Annotated in this window: 26 protein-coding genes; 10 read left to right on the forward strand and 16 right to left on the reverse strand. The window is 72.8% G+C overall.

The features are described from left to right. Positions 1 to 63: 63 nt before the first annotated feature. Positions 64 to 978, forward strand: coding sequence for an SURF1 family protein (locus ACZ56L_RS34325; protein ID WP_471068961.1), 915 nt, complete (start codon positions 64 to 66; stop codon positions 976 to 978). Here the strand turns inward: ACZ56L_RS34325 and ACZ56L_RS34330 are convergent. The 7 genes from ACZ56L_RS34330 to ACZ56L_RS34360 form a co-directional block, all read right to left on the reverse strand. Next, positions 948 to 2,441, reverse strand: coding sequence for a hypothetical protein (locus tag ACZ56L_RS34330; protein ID WP_471068963.1), 1,494 nt, complete (start codon positions 2,439 to 2,441; stop codon positions 948 to 950). The genes ACZ56L_RS34325 and ACZ56L_RS34330 overlap by 31 nt on opposite strands. Continuing rightward, entirely contained in the window at positions 2,438 to 3,064 is a 627-nt protein-coding gene (locus ACZ56L_RS34335; protein WP_401765667.1) for a SigE family RNA polymerase sigma factor, read from the reverse strand. Before ACZ56L_RS34335 ends, ACZ56L_RS34330 begins: the two co-directional genes overlap by 4 nt. A gap of 759 nt (positions 3,065 to 3,823) precedes the next feature. Then, positions 3,824 to 4,885, reverse strand: a complete 1,062-nt coding sequence (locus tag ACZ56L_RS34340) for an aspartate-semialdehyde dehydrogenase (RefSeq protein WP_471068965.1) — start codon at positions 4,883 to 4,885, stop codon at positions 3,824 to 3,826. Beyond that, positions 4,882 to 6,153, reverse strand: a complete 1,272-nt coding sequence (locus ACZ56L_RS34345; RefSeq protein WP_345220417.1) for an aspartate kinase — start codon at positions 6,151 to 6,153, stop codon at positions 4,882 to 4,884. The genes ACZ56L_RS34340 and ACZ56L_RS34345 overlap by 4 nt, the downstream gene beginning before the upstream one ends. Before the next feature lie 277 nt (positions 6,154 to 6,430). Further along, entirely contained in the window at positions 6,431 to 7,099 is a 669-nt protein-coding gene (locus ACZ56L_RS34350) for a DUF5063 domain-containing protein (protein WP_468690825.1), read from the reverse strand. Next, a complete protein-coding gene (gene recR, locus ACZ56L_RS34355) occupies positions 7,092 to 7,691 on the reverse strand; it encodes a recombination mediator RecR (protein ID WP_345220423.1) in 600 nt (199 codons plus the stop codon). The genes ACZ56L_RS34350 and recR overlap by 8 nt, the downstream gene beginning before the upstream one ends. A 96-nt stretch (positions 7,692 to 7,787) precedes the next feature. After that, positions 7,788 to 8,123: a YbaB/EbfC family nucleoid-associated protein gene (locus tag ACZ56L_RS34360; protein WP_468690828.1), complete on the reverse strand. Its 336-nt coding sequence runs from the start codon at positions 8,121 to 8,123 to the stop codon at positions 7,788 to 7,790. 318 nt (positions 8,124 to 8,441) lie between these two features. Here ACZ56L_RS34360 and ACZ56L_RS34365 point away from each other — a divergent pair, with 318 nt between their 5' ends. The 4 genes from ACZ56L_RS34365 to ACZ56L_RS34380 all read left to right on the forward strand — a co-directional run bounded on the left by ACZ56L_RS34365 (position 8,442) and on the right by ACZ56L_RS34380 (position 12,517). Continuing rightward, on the forward strand, positions 8,442 to 9,221 hold the full coding sequence (locus ACZ56L_RS34365) for an SLATT domain-containing protein (protein ID WP_380837417.1): 780 nt from the start codon (positions 8,442 to 8,444) through the stop codon (positions 9,219 to 9,221). A gap of 185 nt (positions 9,222 to 9,406) precedes the next feature. Continuing rightward, complete coding sequence (locus ACZ56L_RS34370) at positions 9,407 to 10,768, forward strand: aminotransferase class III-fold pyridoxal phosphate-dependent enzyme (RefSeq protein WP_471068970.1); 1,362 nt, start codon at positions 9,407 to 9,409, stop codon at positions 10,766 to 10,768. 155 nt (positions 10,769 to 10,923) lie between these two features. Further along, positions 10,924 to 11,655, forward strand: a complete 732-nt coding sequence (locus ACZ56L_RS34375; RefSeq protein WP_471068972.1) for a GntR family transcriptional regulator — start codon at positions 10,924 to 10,926, stop codon at positions 11,653 to 11,655. 214 nt (positions 11,656 to 11,869) lie between these two features. Continuing rightward, complete coding sequence (locus ACZ56L_RS34380) at positions 11,870 to 12,517, forward strand: hypothetical protein (protein ID WP_345220432.1); 648 nt, start codon at positions 11,870 to 11,872, stop codon at positions 12,515 to 12,517. A 10-nt stretch (positions 12,518 to 12,527) separates the two neighbouring features. On the opposite strand, the gene ACZ56L_RS34385 is transcribed toward ACZ56L_RS34380, so the two are convergent. From ACZ56L_RS34385 to ACZ56L_RS34400, 4 genes are all read right to left on the reverse strand, one after another. After that, a complete protein-coding gene (locus ACZ56L_RS34385; protein WP_471069026.1) occupies positions 12,528 to 14,525 on the reverse strand; it encodes a serine/threonine-protein kinase in 1,998 nt (665 codons plus the stop codon). A 112-nt stretch (positions 14,526 to 14,637) separates the two neighbouring features. Continuing rightward, positions 14,638 to 15,138, reverse strand: coding sequence for a MarR family winged helix-turn-helix transcriptional regulator (locus tag ACZ56L_RS34390; protein ID WP_468690835.1), 501 nt, complete (start codon positions 15,136 to 15,138; stop codon positions 14,638 to 14,640). Further along, positions 15,135 to 15,728, reverse strand: a complete 594-nt coding sequence (locus tag ACZ56L_RS34395; protein ID WP_471068975.1) for a type 1 glutamine amidotransferase family protein — start codon at positions 15,726 to 15,728, stop codon at positions 15,135 to 15,137. The genes ACZ56L_RS34390 and ACZ56L_RS34395 overlap by 4 nt, the downstream gene beginning before the upstream one ends. Positions 15,729 to 15,859: 131 nt before the next feature. Further along, on the reverse strand, positions 15,860 to 16,510 hold the full coding sequence (locus ACZ56L_RS34400) for a M15 family metallopeptidase (protein ID WP_345220439.1): 651 nt from the start codon (positions 16,508 to 16,510) through the stop codon (positions 15,860 to 15,862). 119 nt (positions 16,511 to 16,629) lie between these two features. Between ACZ56L_RS34400 and ACZ56L_RS34405 the strand changes: the two genes are divergently transcribed. Further along, entirely contained in the window at positions 16,630 to 17,088 is a 459-nt protein-coding gene (locus tag ACZ56L_RS34405) for a hypothetical protein (protein WP_471068977.1), read from the forward strand. 51 nt (positions 17,089 to 17,139) lie between these two features. After that, complete coding sequence (locus tag ACZ56L_RS34410; protein ID WP_471068979.1) at positions 17,140 to 19,059, forward strand: serine/threonine-protein kinase; 1,920 nt, start codon at positions 17,140 to 17,142, stop codon at positions 19,057 to 19,059. A gap of 68 nt (positions 19,060 to 19,127) precedes the next feature. Here the strand turns inward: ACZ56L_RS34410 and ACZ56L_RS34415 are convergent, their stop codons facing one another. The 4 genes from ACZ56L_RS34415 to ACZ56L_RS34430 all read right to left on the reverse strand — a co-directional run bounded on the left by ACZ56L_RS34415 (position 19,128) and on the right by ACZ56L_RS34430 (position 21,442). Further along, positions 19,128 to 19,520: a PIN domain-containing protein gene (locus tag ACZ56L_RS34415; RefSeq protein ID WP_345220445.1), complete on the reverse strand. Its 393-nt coding sequence runs from the start codon at positions 19,518 to 19,520 to the stop codon at positions 19,128 to 19,130. Then, a complete protein-coding gene (locus tag ACZ56L_RS34420; protein WP_345220447.1) occupies positions 19,517 to 19,780 on the reverse strand; it encodes a hypothetical protein in 264 nt (87 codons plus the stop codon). The genes ACZ56L_RS34415 and ACZ56L_RS34420 overlap by 4 nt, the downstream gene beginning before the upstream one ends. 141 nt (positions 19,781 to 19,921) lie before the next feature. Next, positions 19,922 to 20,863 (reverse strand): hypothetical protein, encoded by a 942-nt coding sequence (locus ACZ56L_RS34425; protein ID WP_468690843.1) that lies wholly within the window; start codon positions 20,861 to 20,863, stop codon positions 19,922 to 19,924. Between the two features lie 138 nt (positions 20,864 to 21,001). Beyond that, positions 21,002 to 21,442 (reverse strand): hypothetical protein, encoded by a 441-nt coding sequence (locus ACZ56L_RS34430; protein WP_468690845.1) that lies wholly within the window; start codon positions 21,440 to 21,442, stop codon positions 21,002 to 21,004. A gap of 146 nt (positions 21,443 to 21,588) precedes the next feature. Between ACZ56L_RS34430 and ACZ56L_RS34435 the strand changes: the two genes are divergently transcribed. The 3 genes from ACZ56L_RS34435 to ACZ56L_RS34445 all read left to right on the forward strand — a co-directional run bounded on the left by ACZ56L_RS34435 (position 21,589) and on the right by ACZ56L_RS34445 (position 23,511). After that, entirely contained in the window at positions 21,589 to 22,425 is an 837-nt protein-coding gene (locus ACZ56L_RS34435; RefSeq protein WP_471068983.1) for a helix-turn-helix domain-containing protein, read from the forward strand. Next, a complete protein-coding gene (locus ACZ56L_RS34440) occupies positions 22,422 to 22,667 on the forward strand; it encodes a DUF397 domain-containing protein (protein ID WP_471068985.1) in 246 nt (81 codons plus the stop codon). The genes ACZ56L_RS34435 and ACZ56L_RS34440 overlap by 4 nt, the downstream gene beginning before the upstream one ends. A gap of 184 nt (positions 22,668 to 22,851) precedes the next feature. After that, on the forward strand, positions 22,852 to 23,511 hold the full coding sequence (locus tag ACZ56L_RS34445; protein WP_471068987.1) for a TetR/AcrR family transcriptional regulator: 660 nt from the start codon (positions 22,852 to 22,854) through the stop codon (positions 23,509 to 23,511). A 34-nt stretch (positions 23,512 to 23,545) separates the two neighbouring features. On the opposite strand, the gene ACZ56L_RS34450 is transcribed toward ACZ56L_RS34445, so the two are convergent. Beyond that, entirely contained in the window at positions 23,546 to 24,070 is a 525-nt protein-coding gene (locus ACZ56L_RS34450) for a CGNR zinc finger domain-containing protein (protein ID WP_471068989.1), read from the reverse strand. Positions 24,071 to 24,079 lie beyond the last annotated feature (9 nt).

Raw genomic sequence — 24,079 nt, forward strand, 5'->3', positions numbered from 1 at the left:
GAGCGGGCCGCACCCCGCAGGGGCGCGTGGGGGGACCGGAGGAGGGGAACGTACCTTGGGGGGGTGTACCGGTTTCTGCTGACCCCGCGGTGGTGGGGGATCAACCTGTTCGTCGTGCTGGCCATCCCCTTCTGCATCTTCATGGGGTCCTGGCAGCTCGGCCGTTTCGAGGACCGGGTCGACTCGCACCGCAGCGCCGAGGCCGCCCCCGATCCCGCCCGACAGGCTGCCGTACCGCTGGCGGAGCTGTTGCCGGTGACCACCGAGACGTCCGGCAAGCAGGCCGAGGCCAGGGGGACGTACGCGGAGCAGTTCCTGGTGCCCGGCCGGCGGCTCGACGACCGGGACGGGTACTACGTGCTGGGGATGCTGCGGACGGAGGGCGGCCCGGCGCTGCCCGTGGTGCGGGGGTGGGTCGCCGGGGACGCGGACAAGGCCGCGCCGCCGCCCGCGCCCCGGGGCCCGGTCACCGTCGTCGGGGCGCTTCAGGCCTCCGAGAACGCGCGGACCGACGGCGTCGACGCGGCGGGCGGACTGCCGCGGGGGCAGGTCGGGATGATCAGCTCCGCGACGCTGGTCAATCTGGTGCCGTACGACGTCCACGACGCGTGGATCACGCAGAGCTCCGGGCAGCCGGCCGGGATGAAGGCGGTGCCCGCGGTGGCGCCGCAGGGCAGCGGGCTGGACCTGAAGGCGTTCCAGAACCTCGGGTACACCGGCGAGTGGTTCGTTTTCGCAGGGTTCGTGCTGTTCATGTGGTTCCGCTTGGTGCGCAGGGAGGTCGAGGCCGCCCGGGACCTCGCACTCGGGCTTCCGAGCGAGGACGGGGGGACGGGCGGTCACGACGGGACCGCCGGTCGGGGTGGTTCCACGGGGCGGGAAGAGACCGCCGGCCAGGAGGAGTCCGCCGGTCAGGAGGAGACCACCGGCCAGGAGGAGTCCGCCGGTCAGGGAGCGTCCAGGACGCCCGTCCGGTAGATCGTTCCCGCGCACGCGTTAGGGATCGTCGTCGCGGCGCTCGGCGCGCCCTCTTCCGGCGTGTGCGTCACCGCCACCTTGCCGTCCGCCGGGTCGCCGTCGCCGGTGAGGAGCTGCGTCGTGGTGCCCGTCGACTTCGCGTCCTCCGGGCCCGGCTCGGGGACCTTGCCGCCCGGTTCGCCGCCCGGGGTGCCGCCGACCGTGCCGCTCGCGCCCGGGTTCTCGCCCGTGGGGGTCGGCTCCGGGGTGGTGTCGTTCGTGCTGGGGCAGGTGTCCTGCGGCACCCAGGCGAACTGCACCTCGTACGCCGCTTCCGGCGGCAGCACCAGGCTGCGCGCCTCCTTCGCCGGATCGGGCAGGCCCACCGCGGGGTCGCCCTGCTTGTGCTCGACGACCTTGATGCGCTTCTGGTCGGCCGCGCCCATCGCCTGGAACTTCATCCGGCCCTCGCCCGGAACGGTGCATTCCGCGCCGGACTTGTTGGCGATGCGGAACGCCCCGTAGACCTTGCCCGTGGCGTCCGGGGCCCCCGTGGTGGCCTGGATGACCTGGAGCTGGTCGCCGTCGCAGGCGGGCTTCTCGGGCGCGTCGCCGCTCTGTTCGTACGCGTCCGGGCGGTGCTCGTCGGAGCCTTCGGTGACGTTCTGCCCGGTGTCGGGGACGCCGGGGGCCGGGGGCCGGGAGGCGCCGGGGTCCTTGCCGGTGGTCTTGCCCGGTGTCTTGCCCTGCGGGTCGGCCGGGCCCTGGCCGGTGCCGTCGCTGCCGGTGCCGGTCGACCTGTCCCCGTCGGAGCCTTCGGTGCTCTGGGAGTGGCCCGCGTTGGCCGAGTGCGCGGTGGTGCTGCCGTCGGAGCGCGAGACGTGCAGGAAGGCCGGGATCGCGGTGCCTATCAGCAGTGCCGCGGCGGCCGCCCCGACCACCGCCTGCCGCCTGCGGGTGCGCCTCAGCGGCACCGCGCGGCGCAGCTGGTCCAGCGCGCCGTCGGCGGGCTTCAGGTCGTGCACCGCGCCCTGCATGAGGCGCCTGATGGCCAGCTCGTCGGGGCTGAGGGCGGCGCCGGCCGGCTGCGGGCCGGGGGCGGGGAAGGCGAGCGTGGGCGCCGGGGCCCGGCGGGGCCCCGGGAAGGCGTCGCGGGCCGGGGAGGGACCGCCCGTGCCCGGGGAGGAACCACCGCCGTTCCGGGCGGGGAACGCACCGCCGGGGAACGCACCGGCCGGGAACGCACCGCCGTCCGAGCCCCAGGACGTACCCCTGTCGTCGCCGTCCGCGCCCCAGGACGTCGTACCCCTGTCGCCGAAGGCTTCGGTGCGGGAGTCGGAGGACTCCCCGCGAGGATGCGCCGGGTTCTCCCGCCCGTGGCGCTCCTCGCGCCCGTCGCGCCCGTCGTTCACAGCCCTGTTCTTTCCGGTCCGGTCGGTGCGCGGCCCGTCCGGCCCGTGCCTCTCCTGGTCGCTCCCGCTCATGCGGTCGCCTCCATCGCGACGCGCAGCGCCGCGATCCCGCGTGAACCGTACGCCTTCACCGAGCCCAGCGATATTCCGAGCACGTCGGCGACCTGGGCCTCCGTCATGTCGGCGAAGTAGCGCAGGCTCAGCACCTCGCGCTGGCGGCGCTGCAGGCCGCGCATGGCCTTGATCAGCGCGTCGCGCTCCAGGCTGACGTACGCCCCCTCCTCCGCGCTCGCCATGTCCGGCATCGGCTTGGAGAGGAGTTTGAGGCCGAGTATGCGGCGGCGCAGCGCCGAGCGCGAGAGGTTGACGACCGTCTGGCGCAGGTAGGCCAGGGTCTTCTCGGGCTCGCGGACCCGGCCGCGCGCCGAGTGGACCCGGATGAAGGCCTCCTGGACCACGTCCTCGCAGGAGGCGAGGTCGTCCAGCAGCAGCGCGGCGAGGCCCAGCAGTGAGCGGTAGTGCGCGCGGTAGGTCTCGGTGAGGTGGTCGACGGTGGTGCCCTCGGCGGCGGCGTGCGGGCCGGCGGCGCTCTGCGCGCCTGCCGCACCGGGCGTGCCCGCCGCGCCGTACGCGCCCGCGGCGCTCTGCGTGCCCTCGGCCGGGTGTCCGGCGAGGGTCCTCTCCTCAGCGCCCACGGGCCCGGGTCCCGAGGGCGCGGCGGACCGGTCCGGTACGGACCTGACGGGCGACACCGCCGGCGGCACGGGAGGCGCCGCCATCGACGGGATCGCGGAGAGCGCCTGCTGCACCGGCAGGCGCACCGGGCGCGCCGCGGGCATGGGGGCGATCACCGGCATGCCGCCGGGCACGCGGGACCTGCGCCGCGGGCGCGCCGACGCGCCGCGCAGCGAGACCGCCGTGATGTCGAGAACCTCTGCTGCCACGCCTGTTGGACACGCTTCTCCCCGTCAGGGTTGTACGCGCGGGTCGCCGCTTTCACCGGCGTGCTCGATGTACGCGTCGCGCGGTGCCCCACCCGCGCCGCATCGATGTGCCCCATGCGTAACCGCCCCTCCCCTTTGCCCCGGAATTCACCCCGGAATTTTCCCCGAAATCGCCGCGGCCCGTCCGAGGGCGTCGGCGAAGACGCCACGCGCCCGACCGCCGGTTCCCGCGGGGCCGCAGGCATCACCCGCGGCCCTTCCCGAACTCCCGCGGACCTTCCGGACTTCCCCGGGCTTCCCCGAAACTTTCCCGAACGTCCCGTGCTTCACGTGCTGCTGGTGCTTCCCGTGCCTCCCGTGCTCCCCGCACGGCGGCCCGCACACTTTCCCGTACGACCCCCCGCGCAACGGGAAACCTGCACGACAGTGCCCTGCCCGACAGTCCATCCTCTGTGGTCCGGACCTGTCACTCATCCACAGGGCTTTCACGGATCCTACAAAGAATTCCGGTCAGTTCGGAGCGAGTTCGGAAGCGACCAATTCGGCGATCTGCACCGTATTCAGGGCAGATCCCTTGCGCAGGTTGTCGCCGCAGACGAAGAGTTCCAGGGCCTGTGGGTCGTCCATCGAGCGGCGCACCCGGCCGACCCAGGTGGGGTCGGTGCCGACCACGTCGGCGGGGGTGGGGAAGTCGCCGGCCGCCGGGTCGTCGAAGAGGACCACGCCGGGGGCGGTGGCGAGGATCTCCTCGGCCCGCGCCACGGTCACCTCGGACTCGAAGCGGGCGTGCACGGACGCGGAGTGCGTGCTGATGACCGGTACCCGGACACAGGTCGCGGTGACCCGGAGATCGGGCAGGCCCAGGATCTTGCGGGACTCCTCGCGGATCTTCAGCTCCTCCGAGGACCAGCCGCCGTCCTGCGGGGTGCCGACCCAGGGCACGACGTTCAGCGCGAGCGGGGCCGGGAACGGGCCGAGGTCGTCGCCGACCGCCCGGCGCACCCCGCCGGGGGTGGTGCCCGCGTCCGGCTCGGCCGCCAGCAGCGAGAGCTGGGCGCGCAGGGTGTCGATGCCGCGCTGCCCGGCCCCACTGGCCGCCTGGTACGAGGAGACCACCAGCTCGGCCAGGCCGAACTCGGCGTGCAGGGCGCCCAGCGCCACGATCATCGAGAGGGTGGTGCAGTTGGGGGTGGCGACGATGCCGCGCGGTCTGACCCGTACGCAGTGCGGATTGACCTCGGGGACCACGAGCGGAACGTCCGCCTCCTGGCGGAAGGCGGCCGAGTTGTCCACCACCACCGCGCCCTTGGCGACGGCGACGGGCGCCCAGCGGGCGGCCACCTCGTCGGGCACGTCGAACAGCGCGACGTCCACGCCCTCCAGAGCCTGCTCGGAGAGTGCGTGGACCTCGCACTCCTCCCCGCGCACGGCCAGCTTGGCGCCGGCCGAGCGCGGGGAGGCGAGGAGTCGGATCTCGCCCCAGACGTCGGCGTGCTGCGACAGGATCTGGAGCATGACCCGGCCGACCGCTCCGGTCGCCCCGACGACCGCGAGCGTCGGCTTGTGCGTCACCTTCCGGTGCCTCCGTAGACCACGGCCTCGTCGGAGTCCGTGTCGAGTCCGAAGGCGGTGTGCACGGCGCGGACGGCCTCGTTGACGTCGTCGGCGCGGGTGACCACCGAGATGCGGATCTCGGAGGTCGAGATCAGCTCGATGTTCACGCCCGCGTCGGAGAGCGCCTCGAAGAAGCCGGCCGTGACGCCCGGGTTCGTCTTCATACCGGCTCCGACCAGGGAGATCTTGCCGATCTGGTCGTCGTAGCGCAGCGAGTCGTAGCCGATGGCCGTGCGCGCCTTCTCCAGCGCGTCGGTGGCCTTGCGGCCCTCGGTCTTGGGCAGCGTGAAGGAGATGTCCGTGAGCCCGGTGGAGGCGGCGGACACGTTCTGCACGACCATGTCGATGTTGATCTCGGCGTCCGCGATGGCGCGGAAGATCGCCGCGGCCTCGCCCGGCTTGTCCGGGACGCCGACGACCGTGACCTTGGCCTCGGAGACGTCGTGGGCGACTCCGGAGATGATGGCCTGCTCCACCTGCTGGTCTCCCTGCGGCTCGTTGCTGACCCAGGTGCCGCGCAGTCCGGAGAAGGACGAGCGGACGTGGATCGGGATGTTGTATCGGCGTGCGTACTCCACACAGCGGTGCAGCAGCACCTTGGAACCGGACGCGGCCAGCTCCAGCATGTCCTCGAAGGAGATCCACTCGATCTTCTTCGCCTTCTTCACCACCCGGGGGTCGGCGGTGAACACGCCGTCCACATCCGTGTAGATCTCGCAGACCTCGGCGTCGAGGGCGGCGGCCAGCGCCACGGCCGTCGTGTCCGAGCCACCGCGACCGAGGGTCGTGATGTTCTTCCCCTCTTGGCTGACGCCCTGGAACCCGGCGACGATGGCGATGTTGCCCTCGTCGATCGAGGTCCGGATGCGGCCGGGGGTGACGTCGATGATCCGCGCCTTGTTGTGGACCGAGTCGGTGATGACTCCGGCCTGGCTGCCCGTGAAGGACTGGGCCTCGTGGCCCAGGTTTTTGATCGCCATGGCCAGCAGGGCCATGGAGATCCGCTCTCCCGCGGTCAGCAGCATGTCGAATTCGCGTCCGGCAGGGATCGGAGATACCTGCCCGGCGAGGTCGATCAGCTCATCCGTGGTGTCGCCCATCGCGGACACCACGACGACGACCTGATGGCCGGCCTTCTTGGCATCCACGACTCGCTTGGCGACACGCTTGATGCCTTCGGCATCGGCGACGGAGGAGCCTCCGTACTTCTGCACGACAAGGCCCACGTGCGCTCCTCGTTAGTCCATTGCGGCAGTTCATTACTGCGCTCGGGTCAGTTTAACGAGCGGGAGTCCCGCGCCGGGCGGGTATCGCATGGTGAGACGTCCCGCTCACGCACTGGTCCCGCCGCCGGCGTCCTGCCTGCTCGAACGGGATGCTGCCCCGCTCCCCGGGGGCTACGCGAAAGGTGTCCTGCCTCACATGCCCGCTGTGCGGCGGTACGTACGGGGAGGGGGGCGGCCCGCACCGCGCGGGCCGCCCCCCTCCCCGTACCGGCGTCCGCTACGTGGTCCGCAGCCCCAGCGGGCCCGCGATCTCCTCCAGCATCACGCGGCCCGCCTCCTCCTCCAGGTCCTTCTCGCCCAGGTCCTCGTCGGTGTCCAGGCCGTCCAGCTCCTGGAGCGGCTGGTCGAGGCGGACGTGCGCCACCAGGGACTGGAGGGCGCGCAGGCAGGCCGAGGCGGTGGAGCCCCAGTTGGAGAAGTAGGAGAACTGCCACCACCACAGCGCCTCGGACGTGCGGCCCGCGCGGTAGTGCGCGAGGCCGTGCCGCAGGTCGGTGACGATGTCGGCGAGGTCGTCGGAGATCCGGCAGGGGACGGGCGCCTTGCGCGGCTCGTACGGGTCGAAGACCTCGGAGTAGACGTCGATCGGCTCCAGCATGCGCGCGAAGCGGATGCGCAGGTCGTCGGCGTCCGGCTCGGGGCCGAGGTCCGGCTCGTACCGTTCGTCCGGGACGATGTCCTCGTGCGCGCCCAGCCGGCCGCCCGCGAGCAGGAGCTGGGACACCTCCAGGAGCAGGAAGGGCACCGCGCTGTCCGGCTCGTCGCCCTTCGCCACTTCCGTGACGGTGAGGAGGAAGCTCTCGATCTGGTCGGCGATCTGGACGGCGAAGTCGTCCGGTTCGGCTTCGGTGCCGACAGGCGTCGCTGCGGCGGTGGCTTCAGACATCCAGCAATCGTCTCCCCTCGAAGGCACGCCCGAGCGTGACCTCGTCGGCGTACTCAAGATCTCCCCCTACGGGGAGACCACTGGCCAGCCGGGTGACCTTCAAACCCATGGGTTTGATCATCCGCGCCAGGTAGGTGGCCGTGGCCTCGCCCTCCAGGTTCGGGTCCGTCGCCAGGATGAGCTCGGTGACGGAGCCGTCGGCGAGGCGGGCGAGCAGTTCCCTGATCCGCAGGTCGTCCGGGCCGACGCCCTCGATGGGGCTGATCGCGCCGCCCAGCACGTGGTAGCGCCCCCGGAACTCCCGCGTCCGCTCGATCGCGACCACGTCCTTGGGCTCTTCCACGACACAGATGACGGTCTGGTCGCGGCGCGGGTCGCGGCAGATGTTGCACCGCTCCTCCTGCGCCACGTTCCCGCACACCGCGCAGAAGCGGACCTTGTCCTTGACTTCCAGCAGGGCGTGCGCGAGCCGGCGGACGTCCGTCGGCTCGGCCTGGAGGATGTGGAAGGCGATCCGCTGCGCGCTCTTGGGACCGACGCCGGGCAGCCTGCCCAACTCGTCGATGAGGTCCTGGACCACGCCTTCGTACACGGAGTGCCTTTCCTGTTCTTTCCTGCGGTCGTGCTCGGTTCGTACGGTAGTTGCTGCGGGGGCCCGCGCAGAAGGGCCGCGGGCCGGTGGCTCGCCCTAGAAGGGCAGGCCCGGCATCCCGCCGAGGCCCTGGGTGAGCGGGCCGAGCTTCTGCTGCTGGAGGGTCTGGGCGTTGTCGTTCGCGGCCTGGACGGCGGCGACGACGAGGTCCGCGAGGGTCTCGGTGTCCTCCGGGTCCACCGCCTTCGGGTCGATCACCAGGCCGCGCAGCTCGCCGGAGCCGTTGACCGTCGCCTTGACCAGGCCGCCGCCGGCGGTGCCCTCCACCTCGGTGCGGGCGAGCTCCTCCTGCGCCTGGGCGAGGTCCTGCTGCATCTTCTGGGCCTGCTGGAGCAGCTGCTGCATGTTGGGCTGGCCACCACCGGGGATCACGGCATGTCTCCTACGGGTCGGGAGGACCTCGTACGGATCACGGGGAACGCGTACGGGTCGAAAGGTCGGTCGATCCGAGCCTACGTGGTCGCCCGACGGCCCGCCGCACGCCGTACGAGCTGACTCTTTCGAGTGACGGCGCTTCGGCTCCTCCACCTGTTCACGGCCTCGTACGGGGGGAAATACCGGGACAACGGCCCCAGGGCGCGCCCTGCGGCGGTAGGAAGGGCAAGCGCACCCGTACGGAGCAGTTTGCCGGTTCGCCGTACGGCGTTCCCGGTGCGGAACTCTCAGAGCAGAAGAGCAGAGGAGTGCCCGGTGAGTCAGCCGGAGATGCAGCCCGAGGGGCCGCCGGCCCGGCACGACGCCGGTTCCGGTCACGATTTCGCCGGGAACGGCGGGGAAGAGTGGGGCTGGGACGCCGAGGACCTCGCCGGCCGGCCCTTTCCGCTCGGTGACTGGGGCGAGCCCGCGGAGCGGCTGGACGAGCTGTACCGGTGGGTGGAGGCGGGGGCGCTGCGCACGGCCCGCTGGTACCTCGCCGACCGGGGCTGGAAGCGGCGGGGCGCGCGGGCGCTGCGGATCGGCACGGCGGTGGGGGTGGTGGCCGGGGCCTCGCTGCCCCTGCTCGACCTGACGGGCACGGTCGCCGGGGGCGCGGGATGGGGGTATCTGGCGCTGCTGGCGGGGGCCGCGTGCCTGGCCTGCGACCGGTACTTCGGGCTGACCTCGGGGTGGATGCGGGACATGGCCACCGCGCAGGCGGTGCAGCGGCGGCTGACGGCCCTGCAGTTCGACTGGGCGTCGGAGAGCGTACGGGAGATCCTGGGGCCGACGGAGGGCACGGCGAGCGAGGCCGCGGAGCGGTGCCTGGGGGTGCTGCGGCGCTTCACCGAGGACATCACCGAGCTGATCCGGGTGGAGACGACGGACTGGATGGTCGAGTTCCGCTCGGGGCCCGCTCCCCTGGTCATGCAGACCCTGGGCGCGTCCCCGGCCCGCCCGGAGCCCGGCGTTCCGCACCCGAGCCGCATCCCCCTCCCCCCGGGCGCCCGCCCGAACATGCCCCGCCAGCGCCCTCCGGAGCCGCCCCGCTAGCGGGGCCGCGCCGGCGCGGGCCCGCCCTCCCCGGCCGACGGCGGAGCGCCCCCTGCGGGGCCCGCCTCCCCGCGGCCTCCCGGGGCTCCGGCGGGGGTCTGCCTCGACACCCTGCCGATCCGGGCGGCCCATCCCGTACAGGATGGCCATGGCCCCTGCCGCCCGGGGCGATCTACCCTCCCCCCATGACCCCTCATCTCACCCCCGACCCGGCCCAGGGCGCAGCCGTCAAGGCCGCGGACCGGGCGCACGTGTTCCACTCCTGGTCCGCGCAGGGCCTGATCGACCCCCTGGCCGTCGCCGGCGCGGAGGGGTCGTACTTCTGGGACTACGAGGGCAACCGCTACCTCGACTTCACCAGCGGCCTCGTCTTCACCAACATCGGCTACCAGCACCCCGAGGTCGTCCGGGCGATCCAGGAGCAGGCCGCGAGGATGACCACCTTCGCGCCCGCGTTCGCCGTCGAGGCCCGGTCCGAGGCCGCACGCCTCATCGCCTCGCACACCCCCGGCGACCTCGACAAGATCTTCTTCACCAACGGCGGGGCGGAGGCCGTCGAGAACGCGGTGCGCATGGCCCGCCTGCACACCGGCCGCCACAAGGTGCTGGCCGCCTACCGCTCGTACCACGGCGCGACGAACACGGCCATCAACCTCACCGGTGACCCGCGCCGCTGGGCCTCCGACAACGGGTCGTCGGGCACCGTCCACTTCTGGGCGCCGTTCCTCTACCGGTCCGCGTTCTACTCCGCGACCCAGGAGGAGGAGTGCGCCCGCGCCCTCCAGCACCTGGAGGACACCATCGTCTTCGAGGGGCCGGCCGGCGTCGCCGCGATCGTCCTGGAGACCGTCCCCGGCACCGCCGGGATCATGACGCCGCCCCCCGGCTACCTCCAGGGCGTGCGCGAGCTCTGCGACCGGTACGGGATCGTGTTCGTGCTGGACGAGGTCATGGCGGGCTTCGGGCGGACCGGCAAGTGGTTCGCCGCCGAGCACGACGACGTCGTACCGGACCTGATGACCTTCGCCAAGGGCGTCAACAGCGGTTACGTGCCGCTGGGCGGCGTCGCCATCTCCGGCGCGATCGCCGAGACCTTCGAGAAGCGGGCCTTCCCGGGCGGCCTCACCTACTCCGGGCACCCGCTGGCCTGCGCCGCCGCCGTCGCCACGATCCGGGTGATGGAGGAGGAGAAGGTCGTCGAGAACGCCGCCCACATCGGCGCGAGCGTCATCGGCCCCGGCCTGCGCGACCTCGCGGAGCGGCACCCGAGCATCGGCGAGGTGCGCGGCACCGGCATGTTCTGGGCGCTGGAGCTGGTCAGGAACCGCGAGACCCGCGAGCCGCTCGTCCCGTACAACGCGACCGGCGCGGACGCCGCCCCCATGGCGGCCTTCGGCGCGGCCTGCAAGAAGAACGGCCTGTGGCCCTTCATCAACATGAACCGCACCCATGTCGTCCCGCCGTGCAACGTCACCGAGGCCGAGGCGAAGGAGGGCCTGGCCGCGCTCGACGAGGCGCTCGCGGTGGCGGACGAACACACGGCGTGACCGTCCCGCCGGCCGCGGCTTCGGGTGCGCCCTCGGCTTCGGCTGCGGCCGCGGACCGGACCGCGGACCCGGCCGCGTAACGGAATGTGATCTTCCCCCTTGTCCCGCTCCGAACGCCCCATAAGGTGTCCGGAGCGGACGAAGGGGGAGACACCATGCCCGCGAGCGGAGCCGGTGCGCGCGGGATCGTGCACCGCAGCACGCTGCGCCAGCAGCTCGCCGACGCGCTGAGGGACGAGGTCCTGGCGGGACGCCTGCCGCCCGGCCGCGAGTTCACCGTCAAGCACATCGCCGAGCAGTACGAGGTCTCCGCGACCCCGGTGCGCGAGGCCCTCTTCGACCTCGCGGCGCAGGGCCTGCTGGAATCCGACCAGCACAAGGGCTTCCGGGTGCGGGAGTACAGCGTCGCCGAGTTCCGGGGCATGGTCGAGGCCCGCTCGCTCGTCGTCGCCGGGGTCAAGGGCCGGCTGGCCATCGCCGCGAGCGACCTCGCGCCCGACCGGCTGGCGGTGCTGCGCCGCCGCGCCGAGGAGGCCGCCCGAGCGGCGGGCGCCGGGGACCTGGACGTGCTGATCGGCTACGACCTGCGCTTCTGGAGCGAGCTGGCGACCATGGTCGGCAACCCCCACATAGCCGCCTTCCTCCACCAACTCCGGGTCCGCTGCTGGGTGTTCTCCATATCCCGGCTGCGCGCGGAGCTCCTGCGGCACGCGCCGGGCAGCGGCGCGGGCGGGCTGTGGAGCCGGCACGAGGAGGTGGTCGCGGCGCTCGCCCGGGGGGATGAGGAGGGGGTGTACGCGCTCCTCGCCGAGCACGACGAGCGGGCGCTCGGGTGGGCGGACCGGCTGGAGGGGCGCGGCGGGTACGCGGGCCCGCCGGGCTTCTGAGGCGGCCGTACCGGCGCGGGCGCGGACACCGGCGGGGCGGTGCGCCCGGTGGCGGTGCGGGCGTCGGTGGAGCGGCCGGCCCGGGGCTTGTCGCCGGTGGTCTTCGCTCGGCGCACACATGGCATTACGCTGCCTGGACCGACCGGTCGCCGACCACGGGGCCGGGAGCCCCGGACATCCCCGACACTTCCCGGACCGTGGAGGAGCGCACCCCTTGGCCTGTGACCTGTGGCTGGTCCCCCTTGTCGACATCCTCTGCCAGAGCCCCGACAACCCCTTCGCCGAAGAGATCGCCGCCTACGACAAGGCACTCACCGACGCCGGTCTGCCGACGGTCCCGATCTTCCCGTACATGCCGGGCCTGTCCGGCGACGTGGCCCCGGTCGCGGGCTTCGACTACGACGCCCTGCACCTGCTGCGGCGCGCGTACATGCTCCAGGCGCGCGGGCTCGCGGTGACACCGGTCGACGAACTGGGCGGCGACTACGAGCAGTTGCTCGAAATCTTCGAGGAGACGGCGCTCCACTCGCACCTGGTCTGGCACTTCGACCACGCGGGGGCGTACGTCCCGGTCGACTTCCCGGCCCCCCTCTCCAACGAGGAACTCCTCGCCGGAGGCGGCCCGTTGGGCTCCGCCCAGGGACTCCTGCGGGAGCTGGAGTACGTCGCCCCCGCGATCGGCATCGATCCGGCGAACCCGCCCGCGCCTCCGCTGCCGCCCGCCGGGCCGACCGCGCTGGACGAGCCCGCGGCCCCGGTGACGGACCCCTCGCCCTTCGCGCGCGAACGGCACGTCTGGCTGGGGCTGCACGCCGCCACCACGCGGAGCCTGGGCCAGGGCTCCATGATCGTCTTCAGTTGACGTACCGGGATCAGTCCGACCGGGTGTAGGTGACGGACCTGTTGTCCGGGGTCGTACGGCGCATTCTGCCGTCCGGCAGGAGCACCACCTCCGACGCCCGGCCCGGTGAGCAGGACGCGGCCGGGCCCGTCACCACCCGGGACGGGCCCAGCCGGACCGGTCCGCCCGGCGGCGGGTCCGCGGCGAGTTCCGCCTCGAACAGGCAGCGGAACGAAGACCCCTCCGCCACCAGCGACATCACCATCTCGCCGGACCGCCCCTGCCGGAGCGTGAGGTCGCGGGTGCTCGTCCCCGAGTCCCCGCTCACCGTGCCGTGCCAGGTGCCGAGGAATTCGGAGGGAATCGTTCCGGCCGGGTCGGCCGAGGTGGGCGGGGGCGTGGTGACCGTGCCGCTGGAGGGGACGCCGCCCGAGGAGGACGCCGAGCCCCGCGGGGAGGGCTTGTCGTCGGACGTGCCGACGGCGGCCGGCGGTCTGTCCTGGCCGTCGCCCCGCATGAACGCGTACACCGAGCCGCCCGCCGCGAGCGCGACGACGACCGCGACGACGACCAGGGCGGCCGTGGAACGCCTGCTGCGCTGCGCCGGGGGCTCCGGGGCCGGGCCGGGAGCCGGGCCGGGGTAGCCGTAGCCGCCGGGCGGGGTGGGCCTGCCGTACGGGTCGAAGCCGCTCGGCGGGTAGGCGTAGGCGGCCTGCGGAGCGGGGGCGCCGGGGTAGCCGTACGGGGCGGGAGCGGCGGGCGGGAGCGCGGGGAGCCCCGGGCCCGGGGCGGCACGCGGCGGCACCGCGCTGCCGGAGGCGCCGGGAGTGCCGGACGCGCCGGGGGTCCCGGGGGCGGGCGGTCCGGCGGAGCCCGGTGCGCCGGGGTGTGCGGAGGGGGCCTGGCCGCTCGTACCGGCGCCGCTCGGGTCGCCGGGGGGCGGGCCGCCCGGCCGCGGGCCGACGCTCATCGTGGGCAGCGCGTGCACATTGCCCCCGGGGGGCTGCGTCCCGGGCGGCAGCGGAGTCCCGACACCGATCGTCGGCGTCCGCACCCCGGCTCCGGGCCCGGCCCCGGGATCAGACCCGGAATCGGACCCGGGCCCCGCCCCGGGCAAGGACGTCGTCGGGTTCTCCAGGTCCAGCAACTGCACCGCGTGCGCGCCCAGCTGGGCCACCAGCGACGCCGGGAGCCACGGTTCGCCCGGGGCCTGCGCCGGGCCGGTGCGGGCCAGGACCGCGTCCAGGCCCGGGCGCGCCTCCGGTGCCTTCTGGAGGCAGTCGCGGATCAGGTCGTGCAGGGATTCCGGCACGTCCGCCAGGTCCGGCGGCTCCTGTGCGATGCGGAACATCAGCGCGTGGACGCCGCTGTGCGTCGTACCGAAGGGAAGCCGTCCGGTCGCCGCGTACGCGAGCACGGAACCGAGACAGAACACGTCGCAGGCCGCGGTGACCCGGTCGCCCCGGATCTGCTCGGGGGCCATGAACCCGGGTGAGCCGACCAGCGCGCCCGTCCGCGTCAGCCCGCTGTCGGTGACCGTCTCCAGCGCGCGGGCGATGCCGAAGTCGATGACGCGGGGGCCGTCGATGGTGACCAGGACGTTGGAGGGCTTCAGGTCGCGGTGGATGAGGCCCGCCGCGTGGATGTCCTTCAGGGCGCGGGCGAGACCGGCCGCCAGGATCAGCACCGAGCGCTCGGGCAGCGGCCCGTGCCCGCCGGAGACGACCTGCTGGAGGGTGGGACCGGCGACGTAACCCGTGGCCACCCACGGCACCTCGGCCTCGGTGTCCGCGTCCAGCACGGGAGCCGTCCAGTGCCCGCCGACGCGCCGCGCCGCCCGCACCTCCTGGCGGAACCGGGAGCGGAACTCCTCCTGTTCGGCGAGTTCGCGCCGTACGAGCTTCACGGCGACGGTACGGCCGCGGTCGGAGCGGGCCAGGTAGACCTGGCCCATCCCGCCCGCACCGAGCCGGGCCAACAGGCGGTAGGCGCCGATGTGTTGGGGGTCGACGGGCCCCAGTTTCTCCATGGCCATGACTGCTGTGCCACCCTCCCCCGATGCGACAGCGATGGGCCGAGGATAGTGCCGTCGTACGACGGAGAAGTCTGCCGATCGCTACCGTTTCGTCACCGAGTGTCCCTCATGGCGCGGCCGGTGGGGAGGGGAATGCCGGGGGCACCGTGTCCATCGCCGCCGAGAGGCGCTCCAGGACGCGGACGGTCTCCGCGAAGCCCTCCTCGCCCAGCTCCGCGCGCAGCCGGTTCGCCAGGGCCTCGTGGGAGGGGTTGCACCGGCGGAGCGCGTCCGCCCCCTCCCCGGTGATGCGCAGCAGCTTGGCCCGGCGGTGGGCGGGGTTGTCGGCGTACTCCGCGAGGCCCCGCTCCACCAGGACGTCGGCGATGCGCTGCACGCTCTGGCGGGTGATGCCCATGGTGCGGGCGACGGCCGCGACGGGGGCCGGCGCTCGGTCGACGGCCCCCAGCACCTGCCACCAGGCGGCGGTGAGGCCCACCTCGCGGGCCATCCGGTCGGAGACGGCCACGAACTGGCCGTTGAGGTGGAACACGCCGAGCGCGGTACGGGTGAGGAGCTGCTGGGCGAGGGTCTCCGGGGAGCGGGCGCCCGGGCGCGGGGACGTCACGACGCGAGGACCTCGTACGCGGCGGGATCGGAGTCGTGGAACAGCCGGTACCAGGCGTCCAGCTTCTCCGGCGGGAACACGTCCAGGCGGCGCAGGATCTCGCGGGCGAAGGCCTCGGGCTGGGTGCTGTTGGCGGTGATGAGGTCGCCGTCGGTGAGGGCGTCGGTGTCGACGTAGTGGGCGCCGCCCCGGTACCCGGTGGCGTCGAGGTAGAAGGGGACGTTGCTGGTGTGCGGGCGGTCGTCGAGGAGCCCTTCGCGGGCCAGCCCCGCGGTCGCCCCGCAGATGGCGGCGACGGGCACCCCGGCGTCGAGGAAGGTCCGGGCGGCCTTGGCGAAGGGCTCCAGCTCCACGCCCTCGTCCCAGAGTTCGGCGCCGGTCAGGATGAGCAGCGCGCTGTCCTCGGGCCGGAGGCCGGCGAGGACGAGGTCCGGGAGGACGCGGAGGCCGCCCTTGGTGGTGACGGGCTCCGGAGTGAGGGCGACGGTCCTGACCGTGTACCCCTGGTCGCCCAGCTCGGCGGTGATGTGGCCGGACTCCCAGTCGGAGTAGGTGTCGTAGACGGCGAGGTGCACGGTCTTGCGGGACATGGACGTCTCCTGGAGATCGTGGAACGCGGCCCCCTCGGACCGGTGACAGCAGGCTGTCATCACGACAGTTCACTGTCAACGCCCTTGCACCGGAACGGTGTTGACGCGCAACGCGTCCGGACCGGGCCGCCTCAGCCCCGGGGTCCGTACAGGGCCGCCCGCTCGCCCCGGGCCAGGGCCCAGTACCTGTCCCCGTACGACCAGTGCCACCACTCCGTCGGGTAGTTGACCAGACCCGCCGCGTCCAGCGCCGCGCCCAGCACCGCCCGGTTCGCCCGCGCGGCGGCGCCCACGCCCGGGCCCTCCGTGTAGCACGCGCCGCCGCTCTGCTCCGGGCTCGCGTTCATCGGCGTGCCCATGTCCAGCTCGACGCCCGCCGCGTCCGCGAGCGTCAGGTCGACCGCGCCGCCCGCGCTGTGCGGGGCGATCTCGGGCGGCGACACATAGCGGCTGGCCGCGGACCGGACGCGGGAGGCGGGCCAGTCCGGGTGCAGGCCGCGCAGTTCCTCCTCGTACTCCTCGAAGTACTCCCGCTGGAGCGCCGGCGTCCGGTAACCCTCCACGATCACCAGGCGCAGCCCGTCGGGCAGCAGCTCCTGTGCCTTCAGCAGCCGTTCGACGACGCCCGACCGCAGCAGCGCGTACGCCTCCACCCCGTCCACCCGCTCCGGCCTCAGCTCCAGCCCGGACTCCCGTACGTCGACCAGCGGTTCGCCGCAGTCCCGCACCGGCACGGCGGCTATGCGGGGGTCGGCCATCAGAACGATCTCGGCAGCAGTCATAACGGGGATCATGCCCGGCGCACACCCGTCTCCGCACGCCTTCTCGCGCTCCCTCGCCCCCGCGTCCATTCGGAGTTCCCCCGCGCGGCGGCCCGGCGTACTGGAACAGGATGTTCCGCATGAACCGCCCCCTCGCCGCCACCCTGAGCGCGGCCGCCCTGACCACCGCCCTCCTCGCCGCCGCCCCGGCCCCCGCCGGGGCCGCCTCCGCTCCCGCTCCCGCTCCCGAATGCGGCGGCACCGCCGCCGACTGGGCGGACCCGGGAGACCTCGGCGGGACGTACGTGGGACGCGTCCACTTCGACCACCACAACCGCCCCGTCAGCGCCGGTTTCCTCGTGCACCTCACGCACGACAGGTTCCGGCTGCGGACGGACGAGGCCAACGGCACCGAACAGTGGGAGATCCGCCGCTACTTCGGCGACCCCTCCCCCTCCGTCCTCTTCCGGTCGACGTGGGGCGCGACCGTCCTGAGCGACCCCCGGTGCGAGGACCCGTCCCGCCCGACCCGCGTCACCAGCACCACCGCCACCGTCGAGGACAACGAGACCGGCCGCCTGACCCGCGCCGCCGGCTGACCCTCCCGGAGGCCCTCGGCCGCCCGCCGCGCCTCGTGGGATCATGCCGCCGTGGATGCGCTGAGAGCCGAAGACCCCGCTCGGGTGGGACCGTTCCGGCTGCTCGCCCGGCTCGGGGCGGGCGGCATGGGCCGCGTGTTCCTCGCGCGGTCGGCCGGGGGGCGCACCGTCGCCGTCAAACTCGTCCAGCCGGACCTGGCGCAGCAGCCCGCCTTCCGGGAGCGGTTCGCCCGGGAGGTCGCGGCGGCCCGGCGCGCGGGCGGCCTCTGGACGGCGGAGGTCATCGACGCCGACACGGAGGCCGAAGTGCCGTGGGTGGCGACCGCGTACGTCCCGGGGCCGTCCCTCCGTGACGTCGTGGGCCGGGAGTTCGGTCCGCTGCCGCCCGACACGGTACGGGTCCTGGCGTACGGGCTGGCGCAGGCGCTGGAGGCCATCCACGCCGGGGGTCTCGTCCACCGGGACCTCAAGCCGTCGAACGTCCTGCTGGCCGTGCAGGGCCCGCGCGTCATCGACTTCGGCATCGCGCGGGCACTGGACGCGGTCACCGGGGAGGGCGCGCTCACCCTCACCGGCACCGGCGAGCTGCTCGGGTCGCCCGGGTTCATGTCGCCGGAGCAGGTGCGCGGCGAGCGGGTCGGCACGGCCTCCGACGTCTTCTGCCTCGGGTCGTTGCTGGCGTACGCGGCGAGCGGGACGCAGCCCTTCGGGGACGGGGCCAGCGGGGCGCACTCGGTGATGTTCCGCATCGCGCACGACGAGCCGCGGCTGCCCGGGGCGGAGGACCTGCCCGAGGACCTGGCCGGTCTGGTGCGGGCCTGTCTGCGCAAGGACCCCGCCGCCCGCCCCGACGCCGCGACGATCGCCGCGCACCTGTCGCCCCCGCCGGGGCCGTGGCTGCCCGCCGGGGTGCTGGCGCTGATCGGCGAGCGCAACGCCGAACTGCTGGACTTCGAGGTACGGGGCACGGCGGGCGACGAGGAGCGCGCGGCCGCACCCCCCACACCCCCCGCAGCGCCCGAGGGGACCGGCACGCCCGACTCCCCCACCGCCGCCCCGCCCCGCCGCCGGCACCGGGCCGTCGTCGCCGTCTGCGCGGTGCTGGCGCTCGCCGCGGGCGGGGCCTTCGCCGCCCACCAGGCGCGGGACAAGGAGACGCCGGGCGCGGCGGGCGGCGGGGCCTCCCCCTCGCCCACCCGCCCCGCACAGGACGCCGGTGCCGTGCCCGCCGCGTTCCTCGGGGCGTGGGAGGGCGTCGTGCGCGGGGACCAGGACATGCCGAGCGAGACCCGGCGGATCGAGCTCGCCCAGGGGCGGGCCGGGGACAAGGCCGGAACGTACGTCCAGGTCGGCCCGGACCTGCTGTGCATGGGCCGGTCGGTACTGGTCTCGGCCAGCGCCGACGCGGTGGAGCTCGGCGAGAGCAACGTGACCACCGGCGTGCCCGCCAAGCGGTGCGCCCCCGCCGCCCGCCAGACCCTCACCCTGCGCTCGGCCGACGTACTGGAGTGGAGATCGGGGCAGCTCACCGCCACGCTGAAGCGGGCGAAGGCGGGACCGGAGGCGGTGCCCGCGCGGTTCGTCGGGGTCTGGCAGAGCGTGCCGTTCAAGGAGCTGCCGCGCGAGCAGCAGGACCGCTACCGGACCACCCTGACCGTCAGCCAGGGGCCGGTCGGGGCCCCGCTCGTCCGGATCGACGAGACCATGCCCCGCACGGACGCCGAGGGCAGCCCGCTGCCGGGCGACGTGCTGTGCGTGAAGACGGCGACCGTCGGCGGCGCGGGGAACCTGCTGGTGCTCGGCCCGATGACCCTCGACCGCGACACCTCCGACCAGCAGTGCCCACGGGACACGACCTCGCGGAACCTGCGGATCATCCGCCACGAGGGCAAGGAGCTCCTCCAGGACTTCTCCATGGGCACGGACAGCGAACCCGGGCAGTTCACCCGGAAGTGGGGGGCGGGGGGCTGATCCCGCCCCGCCGCGAGTGGGTGGGCCGGTCGCCACGCCGGGGGTGGGGCGCGCCCCACCCCCTCACCTCAGGGCAGCCGGATGGTTCGCACCAGCGGCATGTCGGCATACAGCTCCGGCTCCACCGTTACGACCGGCCGCCCGTCCGGCCAGTCCAGAGTGGGGCGGGACAGATGTACGGCGTGTCCGACCGGCATCGCGATCCCGTCCCTGAGCAGTGCGCCCAGCGCCGAGGCACCTGCGAAATCCAGATCCACGATCTCGGCGGCGGGCAGAGCTCCGACGTGGTCCGCGAGCCCCTTGCGCACACCGTCCGCCGTGGCGAGGCAGACGGCGGGCACGTACACGTGCCGGGTCGGTCCGTGCTCGGTGTTGGACAGGAACTGCGAGGCGAGCCGGTTGCCCCGGCCCAGAGCGAGCAGCGCGGATTCGTCGTAGACCACCGCCACGGATCGGGTCACAGGCTGTCCACGGGCCGTCCGGCCTCCAAGTCCTTCCACGCCTGTTCGGCCCGATCGTGGTCGTCGTCGGTCAGCGTCACGCCGAAGTGCGTCTCGCAGTACGTCTTGGTCGCCTCGTACCGCTTGCGGAGCTCCTCACGGGTGGGCGTGGCACCGGCCAGCTCCGTGAGCAGGTCGCGCATGGTCATGCCGCGCTCCCTGGCGAGGACCATGAGCCGGTCTCGGGTGTCGGGGTCAACCTTGATCGTGGTGTCGGCCATGACAACAGTATACCGCCGGTATACCGCCTGGGGTGGTTCGAGCAATGCGGTCACAAGGATCCCTTCCTGCTTCTTCGGTTACTTGCTTCCACCGGCCCGGGTCCGGACCGGAAGCCCTTGGGCGTACGGGGCCCCGCCCCGCTACACCGCCGCGAGGCCGCCCGATGTCGGCGCGTCCCCGCCCAGCCCCCGCATCGCGGCCCGTGCCGCCTCCGCGCCCCGCCTGGCCGACTCGATGAACCCGAGCACGCCCTCGGCGACCGGCACCGGCTCCCGGCTGTCCCGCGCCGCCGCCCGTACGCACGCCGCACACCGCCCCGCGTGCGGCAGCCGCGCCCCGCACCCCTCGCACGCGTGCCGCAGCAGCGGTTCCGGCGGGGCGGGCGGCACCGGCGGGCACTTGCGCCGCAGCCGGTCGGCGAGGAGCTTCGGGGCCGAGTGCACCTCCGTGGGCAGCCCCGCCGTCAGCGCCTTCGTCAGCACGGCGTCACTGGCCCCCCGCTCCCACCACACCTCCACCAGCGGTGCGAGCTTCAGCGCCTCGGCGGCTCCCAGCGACAGGGCGGGGGCGGTCCGCCCGAGCCCGTGCAGGAAGCGGGCGGCCCGGCCGGTTCGTACGGCCGGGTCGGCCCCGCCCTCCGCCAGGGAGGGAGGTTCTTTGGAAGAGGTGCTTGAAACCAAGGGTTTCGGGCCCGTCGCGGGAGCCTCCGGGCCGCCGGGGGCCGGGTTCCGGCCACTTTCGGGTTCATTTCCGGGATCGGCCTCGACGGGCTCCGCGTCACCCCTGTCGTACGGGTTGTCGAACACCACGTACACCGTGCGGAGCTGCCCCGACCCGGGGTCCTTGCGCACCTCGCGCCGCAGATACCGGGCTTTCTCCAGCTCACGCAGGGCGGAAGCGATCCGGGCGCGGCCCTCCTTGCGCTTCTCCGCCAGTGAGCGGACGGACGCGCGGGCTTCCTCGGGGAGGCTGATGAGGTACATCAGTACGCCTGCCGCGCACCAGGAGATCGAGCAATCGCGCAGCAATTCATTCCGGAAGACGGTGAAGGCGCGCGTGGGGGAGGTACGGTGAATCTGCATCGGAGCTTGCTTCTCCTGGTGCCGGGCCCCGGGTGCTGAGAACACCGCGGGGCCGACTTATGTCAGTGTGTTGATGTGTCGGTGACCATTACGCGACCATCAACAGCGCGCCACGCAAGCCGAGTTGGCCTTTCCCACTCATACGGGTGAGGACTCCGATTCCGCTGACCCCTCCCCCAGCACCGCGTCCGCCGTCCCGGCGAGCAGTCCCAGATGCACCCGCCGCCCGGCCGAACTCGGCGGACACCACCACACCAATGGCCAGGTCCCGCCACTGAGTGCGGGAACCGGGATGTAACTGACCCTGTTCGGGCCGGAGTTGAGTACGGTCACGCCCTGCGGCCACGCCCGGTACCCCGTGCTGCCGGCCCGGACCAGGAAGTACACGGCGCGCGCACCCCTGACCTCCGCGACGATCGGTCCGGGGTCGCCGTCCGTCATCTCCTCCAGCGCCTCCGCCACGCGTCGGCCCGCGTCGCCTTCGATGCGTACGGCATCGAATTGCACGCCCGCTTTGCGGAGCTGGAAGCCGGATGCGGGAATCCAGTCGATGTTTAGTTCGCGAGTTTGCGTATTCACGCTGACAGCTTGGCGAGGTCTGACTTACGTTTTCCATAGGCTTCGGCGGACCGTTGAGCAGAACGAGCTTCCGTTGCGACGGGTTGAATTCGGTGGGGACTGGTTGAGGCTGGTTGAGGCCAGTTGAGAGCGAATCGGTGGGCGCGATGGCGAGTTCGGAGAACAAGGAATCGGCGGGTCCGACGGCAAGGCTGGTAGCGAAGATGGTTCTGTCGATCCGCAAGCAGAAAGGATGGTCCCAGGAGCGGCTCGGCCACGAACTCGGATACTCAGGTGCAGCGGTGAGCGCGCTGGAGACGCTTGCCCAACCGCCCAGTGATCAGATGCTGATGCGGCTGGAAGCGGTCCTCGGTGAGGGATCGGGTTTTTTCAGGGACGCAATGATCGCGATAAGACGTGAGAGGTACGCATCCGAGTTCCAGGCGTTCGCGGAGCTGGAGCGGCATGCCGTGTCACTGCACATCTACTCGATGCACGTGATCCATGGGCTCTTCCAAACGGAGGGGTACATGCGCGCTCTCTTCAACGGCACCTACCCACTGAACTCTGAAGCACGGGTGGAGGAGCTGACGGTAGGACGCATGGCACGCAAGCAACTCTTCGACCGCGACCCGATCGCCATGATCGAGGTCATCCTCGATGAGGCGGTCCTCTCCCGCGGAGTCGGCAACAGGGCGATCATGCGAGATCAGTTGGTGCATCTCATCGAGTGCGCCAAGCGCCGGAATGTCACCATGCGGGTGCTCACCCTGGACTGCGGCTACGAGGGTGAATACGCGGGTGATCGGGGCCCGTTGACTGTCATCGAAACGCGCGACCACGAGTATCGGGCATACACGGAAACTCAAGACATCAGCACACTGATCGATGAACCCTCAGCAGTGAGCGTCTACGTCCAGCGGTATGCGAAGATCCGGGAACAGGCTTTGAGTCCCCGTAAGTCACTAGGCTTCGTCGAACAGTTGGCGGGAGAACTTACATGAGCAAGACCCTCCGGTGGTTCAAGTCGAGTTACAGCGCGGGCAGCGGAGGGGAGTGCCTCGAAGTGGCCTACGACTGGCACAAGTCCTCGTACAGCGCGGGCAGCGGCGGTGAGTGCGTCGAGGTCTCCGCGTGCCCCCACACCGTCCACGTCCGTGACTCCAAGCTGAGCGACTCCAGTCCCGTCTTCACCGTCGCCTCCGCCAGTTGGACGGCGTTCCTCGGCAGCGCTCTGGTGCGTTGAACACACCGTCCGGGCCCGGACGGTGACGTGCTTCCTCCCGCCAAAAAGTCCCCCCTCCCGAAAAGTGGGACACTTTCCCCCGAAAGCGTCCCACTTTTCCTGCACCCCCCGCCGATCGCCACCTCTGGGTGATCTTGTGGGGTATCGACCGCGCGGCAGCCGGGAGCGCGGCCACGCTGGTGGCATGAACGCTCGTCCCCGGGTGATGGACCCGCCTCCGCAGCGCCTCGTGTACGAGGCCACCCTCCAGGCCATGGCCGAACGCGGCGTCCGCACGCCCGGCCTCCAGAACATCGCCCAGCTCGCGGGCACCCACCGGAGCCTTCTCTACCGGCACTGGCCCCGCCCCCGGCTGCTGCTCTCCGAAGCCCTCGCCTACGGCCTCGACATGCTTCTCCAGCACGCCGCCGAACCTCCGCAGTCGCTGTTCACCCGGCTCCCGCCGCTCTGCGAGCTGGCCGCTCAACTGACGTACGCCACCCGCCTCCTGCGCGAGCACCCGCTCACGGCCTCACTCCGGCAACGCTCCCCCGACGTACTGCTGGAGGCCGCGAGCACAAGCGACCACCCCCTGTACTGGGCCGCGAAGTCCTGGCTGCACCAACGCCTCAGCGACTACGCCAGGAACTCCGCCCCCCTCACCACCCCGGACACGGCGGGCACCGCCTCCCCGGCCCCCGCGCCCGCCGCCTACGCCCCCGTCCTCCTGCTCACTCTCGTCCCCCTCGCCCTGCTGCCCTCCGCCCTGCCCGAGTCCGACCTCGACCGCACGACACGGGCCCTCGTCCACGGCCTGTTCTCCCCGTCCCCCGACTGTTCCACCTGCCTGCGCCCCAGGACGTAGGCAGAGGCCGCAGGCCGGCCGGAGCACGCTCCGGTCAGGCAGGCGTCGACCGCGCCCGGTGCCGGCGGACGGCGTCACGGTTGGCGCAGCGCTGCGAGCAGTAGCGCTGCCGTCCGGTGCGCGACGTGTCGGCGAAGGCCGTGGCGCATCCGGCCGTCTCGCAGCGCCCCAGGCGGTGCATGCCCCGGCCCGCCAGGTGGAACGCCGTGCCGACCGCGAACAGCGTGAACAGGACGGAGCCCAGCGGCTGCTCCTCGTCCCGGTAGTGCAGATGCCAGCCGGTGCCGGGGTGGGAGGTCAGCCGTGGGTAGGCGGCGGCCTCGGCCAGCATCCGGTTGAGCAGCTCGGCGCGCTCCTGCTCCCCGGCGGCGTCGACGACCTCCTCCCAGGCGTCGAGTGCGGCCCCGGCACGGTCGAGGTCGTCCGCCGTCACCGGGCGCTCCAGTACGAGCCCGGCAGCACGGCAGCGATCCGCCAGCTCTTCCGTGCTGCCGGGCCGTCGGCTGGCCAGGTCCGCGGCGAGATTCACCGCGTCCGCGCCGTAAGGGTTGAGCTGCACAAGACCATG

The sequence above is a fragment of the Streptomyces sp. NPDC039736 genome (assembly GCF_055596485.1).